The organism is Paenibacillus sp. DCT19 (genome assembly GCF_003268635.1).
Taxonomy (GTDB): Bacteria; Bacillota; Bacilli; order Paenibacillales; family Paenibacillaceae; genus Paenibacillus.
The window spans coordinates 2,375,397-2,390,238 of the sequence record NZ_CP029639.1 but is presented as its reverse complement, the minus strand read 5'-3'; the positions used below and the strand labels follow the sequence as shown (position 1 = coordinate 2,390,238).

Below are 14,842 nucleotides of genomic sequence, written 5' to 3'. Positions count from 1 at the left end.
ACTATTGGCTCTATTTGAACGTTGTCGTAAACGCCGAGTGTATAAACGTCAGCTCCCCCAGCCGAACGTTCCACAGTCGCTGTATTAATTGAAGATATCCAACATGAGTTTCAGCTAAACAATCACCTTAGTGCACACGCCGCACTGCTCAGATTACAACTATTATTGATCTTTCTAGAAAGGCTTGATGCCACGGATCCAGAGAATTCCCCTCGCCCTGTACCTGGCCCAAGCTGGTTATCTACGATCCTAAGCAGTATCGACGACAAACTTCGCAACGGCTTATCTCTACCAGAGCTCGCCCAGCAAGCTGCCGTTTCACCTGCTCATTTCAGTCGAGCTTTCAAAAGATACACGGGCATGACACTAACCGACTATGCACTCGCACGTCGGGTAATTATGGCCAAGGAGCATCTACTCAAAAGTGATGCAACAATGGCCTCTATTGCTGATGCCTGCGGCTTCGAGAGCCTGCCCCATTTTTATCGTCAGTTTAAGAAGCTGACGGGAACCACTCCGGCAGCCTATCGAAGAACTATGAGTAGTTAGCAGATGGTTCCAAAACCTGTTTCTGCATCCTTTTAGGAGCGACTCACTTTTTTGGAGTGTAACATATTCTTCCATACACTTCGTATGGTATGATAAGGGGTAGACGTCAATCTTTGGATCTATTCAAAGATTGCTTAGAAAGGTACTCCATTGCGTTCGCCAGACGTTTGGAACTCAGCCTTATGCGTATATACGCCATTACATGACAAACGGAGTTGACCTTATCGTGTTGATCAAATTTTTAATTTTTGGCTTACTCTGGCAGATTGTAGGTAATCCCATCGTAGCGATCCTCATCCTTCTTCTTATTCTGTATTTCTTGGATCGTCGTTACGTCGGGTTATTTCCTAGCTTCATGAAGCCACTCAAGCGGCTGCGTAGTATTTCACGGTTACGCCAGCAGATCGCCATGAATCCTAATGAGGTTTCCTCCAAGCTGGATCTGGCTCGCCTATTAATTGAACGCAAACGTTATGAGGAAGCCCATGCCATATTACTGGAGATTGAGCGACCTTATGAACATTCAGCTGAATACTGGGAAGCACTAGGCACAACCGAACTGCATCTTGGGAAGATCGAAGAAGGAGAACAACACATATTGAAGGCATTGGATATTAATCCAAGGGTGAAGTATGGTCGTCCCTATCTTACGCTCGCAAGCAGCTTCAAGGATCAAGATCAGAGCAAATCTTTGCATTACGTGAATCAGTTCCAAGAGATCCATTCATCATCAAGCGAAGCTTATTACTTGCTTGGCTCTGTATATCGCTCCCTTGGAAGAAATGCCGATGCAAAGCAAGCTTATGAACAATCCTTGAATGTATACCGTTCGCTCCCTAAGTATAAGAAACGTCAGGAACGCCGCTGGGCTGTGCGAAGCTGGTTCCGCAAACGCGGACTGTAGTCTACCTTGATCTAAGCCTGATGTAGTGTCTACAGCGAATAAATGTCTATAGAAAGAAGTGCACGGAGCTTTGCCAGTGGCATCGTACCGTGCACTTCTTTCTATTCCAACCCAAATTCATACAAAAAAACAGACATATCTCACCACCAGGACATTATATCGCCTGCACTAACAGTTCACGTAGACGTCCTTCATGGAGAGCCATCCAATCTACACGTTCTTTAAACTTCTGAATCTGTTGCACGGCTACAGCAGGTTCATCCGTACCTTCGAACATTCGACTTAGAAAATGCATCACAACATCAAGACTTCGTAGTAATATAAGCTGCGGTATAGCTTCACGTTCATTAGACTGTATAGTAACGTTATCACGGAAACCTTGGATCATCGCCTCCAGTGCAAGCCACATCCATTTCTCATCCTGATCCTGTGTCAAAAGGTCTGACATTGGAACAGCGAGCTCCATCACCCGCAAATCCCATGTAGCAAACTCAAAATCAAGTATGGCACAGATCCGTCCCTGCTCATTAGTAAGTACATTGGATGCATTCAGATCACCATGAACCAGTTGATGCGGCAATTGCTCCATTCCATTCAACGCTTCAAATAGACCCGGTAGTACCTTGGCTAAATCTCGCATGTCTTGCTCACAAGCAAAAAGTTCAGGCGGCGGTGTCTGACATAGTTGCAGCAATTTATTCGGAGTGCACAGTGGGTAGGCATCTTGAATCTGGTAATACGGCGGATAAGCAGGCTGGAGTACGATATCCAGTTTCGACATCGCCGAAGATAATGCCCCAGCAGCACTACCCAGTTCGAATAGTTGCTCAGGGGTATTCCACACCGGGTTACTTCCAGTACAATATCGAAATAAAGCTGCGATCTTGAGCTTGCCAGTCGAGTCCTGAATAGGCAAATAGGTTTTTGTGCCCCCATCAACAGTTATTTCTACAGGAGATGGCACCTTGATGGCAAAATTGGAACGTCCCAAGGCTAGCAGCACCTCATGCTCAAACCTAATTTTGGTCTCATCGTTATGCGTTTCATATTGCCGAAGTACATAAGACTCGCCATTCATTTTTACGATATACGTTGAATTGTTCATTCCCCACTTCCACGCTCTGCTTCCCAACTTGGCTCCGTTGCATATGTGGACAGCACACGCTGAATTAGCTGTTGTTCTGGATCATGTGAAGGACGTAAATGAATACTATGCACCAAAAAAACTCCTTTTTCTTTCATTATCAACTGACCTGTTCAAGCTCAAGCTACTTCTCACAAGGCAGAGAACACTTACTTCCATATTGTCATCTTAACGGAAGCAGGTAAGCAGGTCTAGTGATTGAAAGACTTCGCCATCATCCCAGTCGTGAACCCTTCTTAGGAAAATGGAGTATAACCCGTTCGGTTTAACTGATCGGCAATGACACGATAACCTCTGGCATTCGGATGTACCCGATCCCAGAATAATAGTTCACGTTCATGTCCCAGGAACCTGTCATACACCTGAGCGCAGGCATAGTACCTTGATCCCGCACCGTCCAAGAAGGAATTGTACTGCTGCACCCAATAGGCTGCCTCAGGCGCTTGTGGGAACGGGTTGTACAATCCGATCGTTCGCACCATATAGACACTATTGCCCTTCAACTGCCGGATCTGCTTCATAATCTGTGAAACATGATTGCGTGTCTCTCCCAGCACCTGGGTCATCTTGCTTGTACCTGGCACTCCATTACTTGCTCTGAACGTTCGAATAAGATCATTGCCTCCAATGGATATCGTGATGATGTCTGCTTCTCGAAGGGATTGACGCACCCTGCTATGCGAGGATACCATCTGCAATAATTCTCCTGAGGTTAGCCCGTTCACCCCATGTTATCCATCGATACAAACGTTCGGACGTTAATCTCTGCCATTCTGCGATACAAAGGAACAAATCCCGTGCCGAGTAGAGCTCCTGTACCTACTGTTAACGAATCCCCGACCGCTGCATATCGATAAACCATCACCATCGCTCCTCTCTACATGCTCATAATTCACTCATTGCTATAATGTATGAGGAATCGACACACATAGCGCGGGACAGTGTCCTTGGGCATTAACCTTTATTTTTTGTATATCAATTGAACGACCAAATATTTACACTGCTAATCCGAGGACAGAACAATTTCCTGCTCACTGTTATCCCTATTTTTTTGCATTTATTATAGAAGAAAATATTGTCCTAAGACGCAAAAAACGCCGTCAGAAATCTCTGGCAGCGTTATTGCAATGCTTATTCGCTATTTACTCGTTACTTACTCGTTATTTACTCGGCATATTTTTCCTCACTTACATGCCAAGGGTACGATCCGAATCAACGGATTTCGCCTGCTCTTTGTTCGGGAATGGCCACCAATTGGCACGACCAAACATCTTCACCATTACCGGTACAAAGAATGGTAAGAATAACAAGGAGTACAACACAAGTCCACTGAGTACTACAGTAGCAATCTGCATCATGGACAGTACTCCTGATGGGTACATTGCAGCAAAGGTTCCGCTCAGAATGACCGCGGCAGACAGAATAACGGTTCCCATGTTTTTCATCGCATAGAGCATCGCATCCTGAACCTTCATACCCTTATTCTCATTGAAGCGATCCATCAGGAATATGCTGTAATCCACGCCGAGGGCAATGAGCATTACAAAGCCAAAGAACGGCGTTACCCAGCTAATGCCTGAGAATCCAAGGATGTTAACAAATACAGTTTCTGTGATCGCCATCGACGTGAAGTAAGCCAGAAGTAATGATACGATCAAATATAATGGCATAATGACAGAACGTAGTAACAGAACAAGAATAATAAAAGTACCTACAAGCATCAGCGTAACGGTGCGTTTATAATCGTTATTGGATATTTCCTGCAAGTCAGCAAAGGTGCTTGTTACCCCACCTACAGCAATATCTGCCTTTTCAAGCGCACTTCCCTGCACGGCACGATGCACCGCTGCTTCAATATCTGGTACACGATCAATCGCTTCCGTTCCATATGGATTTTCAGCGAAAATGACATCGATGGTCATCGTTTTCCGATCCGTGGACAGATACGTATCAAATACCTGCTTGAATTCCTTACTGTTCAATGCTTCATCAGGTACATACCACCCGGCAAGATCCGAATCAGGTGAATTTTGCAACTGTGTCAGATAGTCCTGTGCTGAATCCAGACCACCGGATACTTGATTGATACCATCCACACTCTGATTAAGTCCATCGGTTAATTGCGTCAACTGACCGCTAAGATCGGTAAATCCCTTTTGGATTTTTTCCTGTCCACCCTGAAGCTGTCCAAGACCATTTTGTATAGCCGGAATTTCACTAATGACTTTGCCTTGCCCGTTAGCAGCCTGCGTCAAACCAGTTTCCAGTTGACCAATGCCCGTTATAATCTGACTAAGTCCATCTGCAAGTGCTTTTTGTCCGGATGCCGCCGCTGCAAAACCTTCATTCGCCTGGTTAATACCTGCGGCCGCTTCACCCAGATTCGTCTGAATTTGTCCCAGACCCTGTGCTAATTGTGCAGTACCTGTTCCAGTTTCCCCAAGGGTTCCCTTCACCCGTTGATAATCTGCATCGGTTTGCAGTTCAGGGTAGCGCTCTTCCAATGCGGCGAAGGATTCATTCAATTGGGTCAGTGCAGTTGAAACGCCAGTGAGCTGCTGTGCAATTTCACCAACACCTTCACCAAGCGCCGAGACTCCTGCTCCTGCTTGGCGGTATGCCTGTAGTAACTGATTATTCGCCTGTGCGAGTTGATCAGCACTTGACTTCGCTTGCTGAAGCCCTGCCTTCAGATCTCCTGCTCCTGCCGATCCATCGCGAATTCCCTTTTCAATTTGACGAAGTCCTTCGGTTAATTGCGTAATTCCCGACTGTAGCTGGGTAGTACCTTTGGTCAGTTCTCCCGCACCATCAGCCGCTTCTTTTAACTGTGGTTCGTTTTGACTTAACTGGCTGCTGGCTTCACTCAAGCCATCCCGGATTTTGTCCAAGCCTGTCTTGCCTTCACCCAATCCATCGGAGAGAGTTCCTACTTGCTGGGTCACTTCAAAGTCTTTGATCTCTTCACCTGTTGGCCGTGTCATGCTTCGGACGCCTGAGATGCCCGGAACCTTCTCTACCTCACGGCTAATTTTCTCGGCAACAGCCATATATTTGGCATTGTCCATAGGCTCATCGTTCTGAATAACGACCTGCCCTGGTAAAGATTCTCCTGGACCAAAGCTGTCGGATATAATATTGAACGCTTTGACTGAATCGTATTTGTCACCAATCTCATCTAAACTATTAAACGATAATTTGCCATCGTACGTGCTTAGTAACGGTACACAAACGGCTGCTACAATTAACAGCGCTGCCCACGGACGTTTCAGAGAGAAACGACCTGCCACCCCATAGATTTTGCTCTCAGCATGCTCTAATGAACCTTTAGAAGGCCAGAATAGCTTTTTGCCAAGTACAGCCATGAAGAATGGAACAATCGTTACCAGGGCGAGCATCATCACAGCGATACCAACTGCGACTGCTACAGCGGAGCGATACAGCATAAACTGCGCAAAACCAATGGCAATGAAACCAACCAATACGGCTAAAGCTGAGAAAAATACCGTTTTTCCTGCTGTGCGATACGTTGCGATAATTGCATCCCATGTATTTTCATGATGTGCCAGCTCTTCCTTGAAGCGGCTAATCAGCAGGATACAATAATCTGTACCAATACCGAACATCACTGCCACCATAAAGATCTGTGTAAACGTAGAGATTGGGAAATCCACGGCGTCCACGAGGAAGGCAACGATTTGCTGCGATACAATATAACTAACACCTACGGTAAGCAGTGGAACGAAGGGTGCTACAAATGAACGGAATACAAGGAACAAAATTAGCAATATAAATACAACCGTGATGTATTCCGATTTCTTAAGTCCCTCCTGTGAGCTTTCAATCGTATCTTCATCAATCAAACCTTTACCGGTTATGTAGTGCTCTACGTTGACCGAATCTAAGGCTGCATTCAGATCGTCACGCATCTCTTTCGTGGTACGTTCTCCCTGGTCAATGGAAAGAGACGTCAAAATCGTCTTGCCATCTTCCGAGATCATTTGTTCAGCTAATTCAGGCTCTGAGAAAGGCTCCAGGATAGACAGAATCCCCAGTTGCTCCTTCTTGGTCTTCAATTGCTCGATAGCCTTCTCTGCCTCTTGCTTTCCCGAGTCGCCCAGACCATCAGGATTATAAAACACAAGAGCAATCTGACTACCCTGCTGCTCGCCTTTTTGCGCAGCAGCTTCATCTAGGATGGCGGCAGCATTCGTTGAAGAATATCCTTCTGGTACGGAAAATTGACCCTTTTCTCGGATTAATTCCCCCATATTCGGAGCGGTTAGCATTAATACTGCAGCAATTACGATCCACAGCCCCATCAACCACCATCTTGCTTTCAAAATCGTTCTCATTTCTGATCGGGTCCTCCCTCATGTGTTAACAAAGCTGCAAGCTTCTCAAACGATTCAATAAAATTATGAACATCCTCTGGCTTGAAATGAACCAAATAAGGCTCAAGAAGTTGTTGTATCTCTTGCTCCGTCTCCCGGTACGCCTTCCGCCCGTGATCCGTTAACGTCAGGTAGACAACTCTACGATCACGCTCATCCCCAGCACGATCTACCAGATCTCGATCTACCAGCTTATTGACCAGAGCGGTAATACTGCTCTTGCCCACACATAGCAGCTCTGCCAGGTCTGAAGGGGTGCATTTCTCCTTCTCATTAATCAGACGTAGTGCAATAAATTGATCCGTCGTCATCGTCTGACCCACACGTTCACGAATTTGATTATCGAAACGTTTGGTCACCAAAAATGAGGCATCCAAATATCGGTTAACCAAACTTTTAGCGTCTAGTGATTTCATATTGTATTATTCACCTCTCTCGAAAAGTAGTTCACTTATGAAACTATTCATTTACGAAACTATTCTATAATGAAACTATATGACAAAGCAATACTTTTTTCCTACCCTCTACAAAATAAATAAAAAAAGCAGGACGTCCGACTTAGTTCTCACTAAATCCAAGCGTCCTGCTTCACGACTCATTATTCTATTTCATACGGCTACATTCTTGAGCGATTACTCTTCCGCGTCTTCATCCTTCTCCAACACACAGCGGAATCGCTCAACACCAGGATATAACTCACCCAAGCTATACACGATAAATCCGCAATTCCGATAGAATTCAACAGCCTCCTGATCCGTTTCTGCAATCAAACGATCCGGATTATGCTTCTCCAGAAGCTGTGCAATCATGCCACGACCATAATTTTTGAAGCGATTTTCGGGCAGCACAGCAATATGTTTAATCGTTATTTCATCTGCTCCTGTGTGAATATAACCGAGTAAGCCGATGAGTTGGCCCTCACCTTCGTACCCTTCAAGCTGCAATTCATCGCTCTCCGTATATTGTTGAATGGCTTGGTTCAGATGCTCAGGTTCAGGAAAGACCGAATAGGCCAACAATTCTTGTACCTCAGGCTCCTGAATTCGTGATTTCAGATTAATTAACAACGTTCATTCCTCCTGTATCTTGCTTGTTCCGTTATCGTATTGTAGTCGTTACCCAGGCAAAGTTCAAGTTATAAGCTGATGGTCAGTGTTCCGGTTCCAATAAAAATAAATATAAAAACGATCATAAAAACAATTGCACTCGTAACGAGTAGTTTGCCTGTGTCCTTCTTATATGGATGATCACTGAACAACATAACCCCACCTATAATTATAGCGATTGGAGGAAAGAAAATCGTAATGATGACAAGCAGCACGATAGAATATCGATCCAGTATCGGGTTGTAATCCTCCGTCATATGTGATCGCTCAGGCTGTGTTGTTTTGGTAGTAACCAGATTACCGCAGGATTTACACTTGAATTCATCTGCCCCATTGGTTTCTCACAATAGGAACAAACTCTACTGGTACGTGCCATGTAGCGCACCTCCTTTCAATGTGTTTACTTGCCTTCTGGAACGGAGCCTGTAGTCGTTTGATCTAGGAAAGCATGAAGAGCTGTTACATAGCTGGAACGATCCACCTGAAAGGCTGTTCCGTGTCCTGCACCCGGAATCGTCAGGAGTTGCTTCTCCGTTGGACATGCAGCATGAAGTCTATACACCATCTCTGTAGGCACAAACGTATCTGCTTCTCCATGAATAAATAACACCGGCACCTTTACTTGAGCAAGTTGTTTCAGAGCAGACGCTTCAGAGAAGGAATAACCTGCCTTCCACTTCGATATGAGACTGGTCACGGGAATAAAGGGGAATGGGGCAGTTTGTAAAGTTGCTTAAGCTGAAAGGTAAGCTCTTCTTGAACCGAAGTGTAGGCACAGTCCGATACAATGGCTTTCACTTGTGCTGGGAGCTTCTCTCCCCCGTCATGAGCACAGTGGCTCCACCCATCGAGATGCCATGAAGTATAATTTCTGCTTCGCTTCCAATCTTCGTGATAACCCAATCAATCCATTGTATGTAATCCAACCGATCCAACCAGCCAAAACCAATCATATTCCCTTCACTCTCACCATGTGCTCGATCATCAGGCATAAGTATGTTATACCCTCGCTGCTCCGCGTAAAAACGAGCAAAGCCTGCCATCTCTCTCCCTCTACCTGAATACCCATGAGCCAATATTACCGTTTGGTGTGATCCGGTAGCTGAAGGTAGCCACATCCCATGTAATTGAAGTCCATCATGAGACTGGATACGTACCTTCACCCCATGCTGTTGATCCAACCACGTTAGATCAGACGCACTACTGATCAGTTCATTGTCAGGTTCAGGCATTAAATTCGGGTTATCCACCAGAAATGATTTGGGTGTACGCCGAATTGCTGTTTTGAAGAAGTATAGTCCTCCTATCCAGGTTGCAATGAGCACGAGCAGAATTAGAATAAAAATAGCGATTCCAAAATATAGAGTTAACATGGTCTCTCCTTCTCTTCATCGTAACAATCTACACCTTACCTTACATACACGAAGCTAGGCGCAAAAACAGGTTTGCAGTCCCGACTTTCGTCAAGACTACAAACCCTCTAGATGACTTTTTCTAATGCAGAACACGCCTCTTTATATGCTGGCATTAATTGATCAAGCAATGGTTCTGCCTTGATCGTCTCGCCTTGCTTCGCTAATTGCTCAATTCGTGCAAAGAGGGCTGAACAATATTCAATCCCTAAGCTCAAACTTCCAGATTTGAGATCATGAGCCACCTCCGCCGCAGCAAGATGATCACCCGAAACAATATGTCTCCGCAGCACCTCAATTTTGCCCGGTGTCTCCGAACGATACATCTCAAGTAACATCTCCAGCAACGTCTGATCGCCTTCACTGTTTAATTCTGCGATTTCATTAACAATACTCATATTTAGTATTTCACGATGCTCCGATGTGTTCTGCCATTTCTGAATTATATTGCTTAATGCTTCAAGGGTAAATGGTTTACCAATAAAGTCATTCATTCCAGCAGCAAGGCATTTATCCTTTTCTCCGTCCATCACATTGCCTGTCATTGCAATGATCGGAACTGCATGTCGCATTTCATCCTGTTCCATAGCTCGGATTTTGCGCGTTGCTTCAAGGCCATCCATGATCGGCATCATATTATCCATCAGAATTAAACTATATTTCTTGCTAAGATAGGCAGCAACAGCTTCTTCGCCATTGGTGGCAGAATCAACCTCTGTGATCCCCAGCTTTTTGAGCTGCATCAACACGACTTGCCGGTTAATGGCATTATCATCTGCTAACAGAATAGGGAGCGAAGGCTCAGGGACAGCTTCTAGAGATTGATTATCGGATGGTGCAATATCGGAGGAGGTGTCTGCTTGATTGGAAGCTGACTTGTCCAACAATAGTTCAAACCAAAAGGTAGACCCCTTCCCTTCTATACTTTGCACACCGATATCACCATCCATCAGCAACACTAAAGACTTACAGATAGATAGCCCCAGACCTGTGCCTTCGTATTCCTTTGCACGTCCTCGTTCTGTCTGAGCGTAGGGTTTAAACAGTTTCTGCAAATCTTCCTTGGCGATACCGATCCCTGTGTCCTCCACCTCGAATCGAATCTGCTGAGTATGCTCACTGTCATTTACCAGCTTCACTCGGATACGTACTGAACCCTGCATTGTGAACTTGTTAGCATTCTGAATTAAATTGATAAGCACCTGCGTAATTCGCGTCGAATCACCTTGCAGACTGGAAGAAATCCTTGGATCACAATCAATGATTAACTCGTTTCCATTTTTCTGAATCTTCGGTTCGAGTAAACGAACGATATATTTAAGAATGGATTGCAGCTCTACTTCTCCGATTTCAAGCTTCAATTGTTTGGCTTCTAACTTGGACATATCCAGCAGGTCTTGAATTAGCTTAAGCAGAAGTTTGGCGGCCTCCTGAATGACATCCACCGAGTTGCGCTGTTCTTCGGACAAAGAGGATAGTTGCAATAACTCAGCCATGCCAAGTATTCCATTTAAGGGGGTTCGGAAATCGTGACTTATTACGGCAATAAATGAACTCTTGGATTCTCCCGCTGCAACAGCCTCTTCGCGTGCTGCTTCCAAACTGACGTTATTCTTCGCAAGCTTGCGCTGCAACGTAACCAGTTCATTGTTCATTTGTGAGAATTCGCCCAGTACACGCTCTTCATCTTCCTTGCTACGAATGATCTGATCCGATAATTGTTCAATCGTTCTCCGCAGCTTTTCATTCGTATCATTTTCATGGGACATCACATCACCCCTCTCTTAATCATTCATGATTTCTATATGATCCGTAATCGTCCCGTTCTTTAGTAGAGTCTCTGCAACCGCAACAGCCTCATCTGCTCCTTGAGCATATCCGTCGGCTCCAATCGTTCTCCACAGCTCTTGATCGATATTGAATGGATATCCTCCTACCAAAATCTTCACATGTGCAGTAGCAGGGTTCCTACGAATCATTTGAATTAACTCTTTAGCAAGATGGAGATGAAACGTCATTGTAACTGAAATAGCAACCACGTCACCCTGGTGTCGCTGAATCGCCTCTACTAAACTACCATTCGGAACATTCGCTCCGAGATAATACGTATCCCAGCCTTCCATTTCAAAAACATCAGTAAGCATGCGTAAGCCAATCTCGTGCTGCTCACTACCTACACATGCAGCTACTAACTTCTTCCCACCAGCTGCCTCAACTAACCAACGTGGATAGAGTAACGATATACATGCTTGGGTTGCAGCCGTACAGAAATGTTCTTGAGCCACAGTGATCTGGCTTAATTGCCACAATCGTCCGATCTCATACTGGACTGGTTGAAAAATATATTGATATATATCACGTATGCTTGCTCCGTTCGCAAGCTCCGTTTCAACAATGTGGAAAGCTTCTTTGCGCTTGCCATTAAGTAAAGCACTTAAATAGGTCTGCGCAGCCTTACCGTACGGGAGAGAATCGTAAACGTACCCCTGTACTGATTCGCGCTGATGAATCTGATGCACACCCATTTCCAAATATTCAAGGACAACATTCTTGGACGAATTGTCGAACTCTTCCTCCAACGTTTCTCGAATCAGCCTCAGATTCACAGCCAAATCCTCGGTGGAGACGTTATATCCTGCTAACAGCGTTTTTAACCACGAGATGTAATGGGTAAACAGATTGGGGCTTTTAACGAGCACACTCTCTGCCAGATAATTTAAGCTATATTGTGAATCCTGTTTTGTGCGTATACGCCCATTTTCACCAAAACGTTGAATCAGATCCGGCTGCAGCAAGTATTGCTTTTCTGTAATTTTATCAGCTAGTTCTCCCGCTGCCTGTAACAGTCGTTCACCAGCCTCTTGATGTGTCATATGGCTTAATCCCCCTTCTTGCTGCGATTTCATCCCAATCTACTTGCTAAAACAACAGCCTAAGAGGATGTGTTCCAAACATCGGGTTATTCATACTAAGAACATATGAAGCTAGAACACAACTCTATGATTGGTTTGATATCGATCAGCCCTTGATTGGGAACGTTCTCTATTGTACATGAATTCAATAGATAATAATTAGTTTTAGATCGTCACTTGGTGACAATTTTCCTATATTATGAATCATACTGCAAGTCATTTAGCTAGTGAGTGCCCGTTATATCGCTCATAAAAAAACCGACTTGCGTTTATGAACGCAAGTCGGTTTTACCTTCTGCAGCAAGCCCCAGCTTCTTCAACAGTCGAATCGCTTCCGCTTTCTCGGAAGGTTCCAATCCGTCAACTGTATCAATAATGACCTGGTGATGCTGAGGAAAAATTTGTGTGAAGAGTTGTCGTCCCTCTTCTGTCAATTCCGCATAAATTACACGTCGATCCTCCTTGGATGCTCTACGAACCAGAAGGTTTTTATTCTGCAATTTATCGACAACGTATGTGATATTTCCGCTAGACATCAGAACCTTCTCCCCAATCTTCTGCAGAGCCTGAGGACCTTTGTGATATAACAGATCAAGTACACCGAATTCGGTTGTATTTAGCCCATGACTCTGAATATCACGATTGGATTTAGATGTAACGGAATTGTATGCTCGGACGAGAACTACAAATAATTGTAAAGAAAGTTCCCGATTGTCCTCTATGTTCGGCATTTCTATAATCCTCCATCAATTGTTTACATTACATTTCGTTCTATTGCTATACATCTGGAGAAGATAGCTGTTCCCATTCCTCACGCAGCATTCCCATACGGATGGAATCGTAGTGCTTCCCCTCCACAATACGGCATTTGCGCATTCTACCTTCGATCTGAAGTCCAGCTTTGGCCGCTGCTCGCATCATTCGTTCATTACCTGACCACGTCGTTAATCCAACTCTTGCAATCGGCAAGTGGTTAAACAAATGGCTTGACCAAAGCTTAAGTGCACGGGTGCCAACACCCTTACTCCACGTTGTAGAACAATAAAGAACAATCCCCATTTCAAGCCATAACGATTGTTGATGCTCCCAGTAATAAGTTATCGTGCCAATAATCTGACCATTGACCTCAACAATTCTCATCGAGATTGGTTCAGAACTTGACTTTGATGTCTCCATCCACTTCATCATATTCTGACTGTACTGAGTATATCTCTCATGCTCAAGTGGAAAATACGGAGCATCCCATTGCTTCCATTCTGGAACCTCTTCACTATATATAAGTTGATATAGCTCTAGTAGATCCGCCTCTTCTATGCACCGAAGTGCTAGGTCACCTTCAACGATCGCATTTTCCTTCATATGAACTCCCCCCTCATTCCTTATTTGGAACGATGGAGTTCATCAATGCTTCCATCTTCCTTCGCCAATATGACGATATTCGCCATATCAATAAATAAGCCGTTGTCCACTACACCTGGAAGCATATTTAATTGAATGTTTAATTCGGGAGCCCGCTCAATCGCTTCCATACGACAATCAGCAATCAGATTCCCATTGTCTGTCAGATAACGCTCGTCACCATTCATGCGCCACTCTGGAGAACAGCCCATACTTTCCAACGCCTTGAACGTCCACTCGGAAGCAAAAGGAACAACCTCTACCGGCAATGGGAATCGACCTAGCTTGTCTACGGCTTTACTTCCATCGGCAACAATAATAAGTTGATCACTATTCGCTGCAACGATTTTCTCACGCAAGAGAGCACCGCCGCCCCCTTTAATGAGATTAAATTCCGGATCAACCTCATCAGCTCCATCAATCGTAATATCCAGTCGTCCAATTTGATCGAATGGAATGATCGGAATGCCCCATTCTCTAGCAAGCTTGTCCGATGCTTCAGACGTAGCTACAGCTTTAATTTGCAGGCCATCACGTACACGCTCACCTAACTTGCAAATCGCAAAGTAAGCTGTAGAGCCTGTCCCTAGCCCCACCTTCATTCCATCTTGGATGTATTCAGCCGCCCGCTCTGCTGCAATTTGTTTCAGATTCATCTAGAATAAACCCCGCCTGTTTATGAATTTGAGAAATGCATACTGTATTTATTATAGATAAAACCGCTTCCGATGTATATCCATCCTTGTAAGCAATGCAAAAATGCACGAAGCACGTCCATTCGTCTGATCCATGCAGAACGGACTAACTCCATCCTTGATTTTTTAGTATGTTTTTCACACTTACATGATGTTTTTTATCTCTTATTGTTATAGAATACATAATGAAACTAAAAAATGGGAATTTTTCCGAAGTTTTAGTTCTTTATACCTATGTATTTATTGTCATGTCCATAAATATGTAGAATATTAAAAAAGTTTTAACAAAACTATTCAATTTAACGACATTTTATACGACATATTATAG

Annotated in this window: 16 protein-coding genes; 2 read left to right on the top strand and 14 right to left on the bottom strand. The window is 44.4% G+C overall.

The annotated features are described in order from the left end of the window. Positions 1-165: 165 nt before the first annotated feature. A complete protein-coding gene (locus DMB88_RS10730) occupies positions 166-549 on the top strand; it encodes a helix-turn-helix domain-containing protein (RefSeq protein WP_164848668.1) in 384 nt (127 codons plus the stop codon). Positions 550-775: 226 nt separating this feature from the next. Continuing rightward, on the top strand, positions 776-1,453 hold the full coding sequence (locus tag DMB88_RS10725; protein ID WP_174715281.1) for a tetratricopeptide repeat protein: 678 nt from the start codon (positions 776-778) through the stop codon (positions 1,451-1,453). Between the two features lie 154 nt (positions 1,454-1,607). On the opposite strand, the gene DMB88_RS10720 is transcribed toward DMB88_RS10725, so the two are convergent. From DMB88_RS10720 to rpiA, 14 genes are all read right to left on the bottom strand, one after another. After that, positions 1,608-2,558 (bottom strand): phosphotransferase, encoded by a 951-nt coding sequence (locus DMB88_RS10720; RefSeq protein ID WP_128101342.1) that lies wholly within the window; start codon positions 2,556-2,558, stop codon positions 1,608-1,610. A gap of 275 nt (positions 2,559-2,833) precedes the next feature. After that, positions 2,834-3,289 carry a GDSL-type esterase/lipase family protein gene (locus DMB88_RS10715; RefSeq protein ID WP_254438529.1) on the bottom strand — a complete coding sequence of 152 codons (456 nt, stop codon included), beginning with the start codon at positions 3,287-3,289 and terminating at the stop codon, positions 2,834-2,836. Positions 3,290-3,318: 29 nt separating this feature from the next. Next, positions 3,319-3,459 carry a hypothetical protein gene (locus DMB88_RS31020; RefSeq protein ID WP_254438528.1) on the bottom strand — a complete coding sequence of 47 codons (141 nt, stop codon included), beginning with the start codon at positions 3,457-3,459 and terminating at the stop codon, positions 3,319-3,321. 325 nt (positions 3,460-3,784) lie between these two features. Next, a complete protein-coding gene (locus tag DMB88_RS10710; RefSeq protein ID WP_128101341.1) occupies positions 3,785-6,952 on the bottom strand; it encodes an MMPL family transporter in 3,168 nt (1,055 codons plus the stop codon). Further along, positions 6,949-7,407, bottom strand: a complete 459-nt coding sequence (locus DMB88_RS10705; RefSeq protein ID WP_128101340.1) for a MarR family winged helix-turn-helix transcriptional regulator — start codon at positions 7,405-7,407, stop codon at positions 6,949-6,951. The genes DMB88_RS10710 and DMB88_RS10705 overlap by 4 nt, the downstream gene beginning before the upstream one ends. A gap of 216 nt (positions 7,408-7,623) precedes the next feature. Then, positions 7,624-8,058, bottom strand: a complete 435-nt coding sequence (locus DMB88_RS10700) for a GNAT family N-acetyltransferase (RefSeq protein ID WP_128101339.1) — start codon at positions 8,056-8,058, stop codon at positions 7,624-7,626. A gap of 68 nt (positions 8,059-8,126) precedes the next feature. Further along, entirely contained in the window at positions 8,127-8,354 is a 228-nt protein-coding gene (locus DMB88_RS10695; protein ID WP_128101338.1) for a hypothetical protein, read from the bottom strand. Between the two features lie 143 nt (positions 8,355-8,497). Then, positions 8,498-8,794 (bottom strand): alpha/beta hydrolase, encoded by a 297-nt coding sequence (locus DMB88_RS31015; protein ID WP_254438527.1) that lies wholly within the window; start codon positions 8,792-8,794, stop codon positions 8,498-8,500. A 97-nt stretch (positions 8,795-8,891) separates the two neighbouring features. Continuing rightward, on the bottom strand, positions 8,892-9,470 hold the full coding sequence (locus DMB88_RS31010) for an alpha/beta hydrolase (RefSeq protein ID WP_254438526.1): 579 nt from the start codon (positions 9,468-9,470) through the stop codon (positions 8,892-8,894). Between the two features lie 107 nt (positions 9,471-9,577). Continuing rightward, on the bottom strand, positions 9,578-11,278 hold the full coding sequence (locus DMB88_RS10685; protein ID WP_128101337.1) for an ATP-binding protein: 1,701 nt from the start codon (positions 11,276-11,278) through the stop codon (positions 9,578-9,580). 15 nt (positions 11,279-11,293) lie between these two features. Continuing rightward, positions 11,294-12,382, bottom strand: a complete 1,089-nt coding sequence (locus DMB88_RS10680; protein WP_128101336.1) for a cobalamin B12-binding domain-containing protein — start codon at positions 12,380-12,382, stop codon at positions 11,294-11,296. 308 nt (positions 12,383-12,690) lie between these two features. Next, a complete protein-coding gene (locus DMB88_RS10675) occupies positions 12,691-13,152 on the bottom strand; it encodes a MarR family winged helix-turn-helix transcriptional regulator (protein ID WP_128101335.1) in 462 nt (153 codons plus the stop codon). Between the two features lie 46 nt (positions 13,153-13,198). Further along, entirely contained in the window at positions 13,199-13,780 is a 582-nt protein-coding gene (locus DMB88_RS10670; protein ID WP_128101334.1) for a GNAT family N-acetyltransferase, read from the bottom strand. A gap of 20 nt (positions 13,781-13,800) precedes the next feature. Further along, positions 13,801-14,475, bottom strand: coding sequence for a ribose-5-phosphate isomerase RpiA (gene rpiA / locus DMB88_RS10665; RefSeq protein WP_128101333.1), 675 nt, complete (start codon positions 14,473-14,475; stop codon positions 13,801-13,803). Positions 14,476-14,842 lie beyond the last annotated feature (367 nt).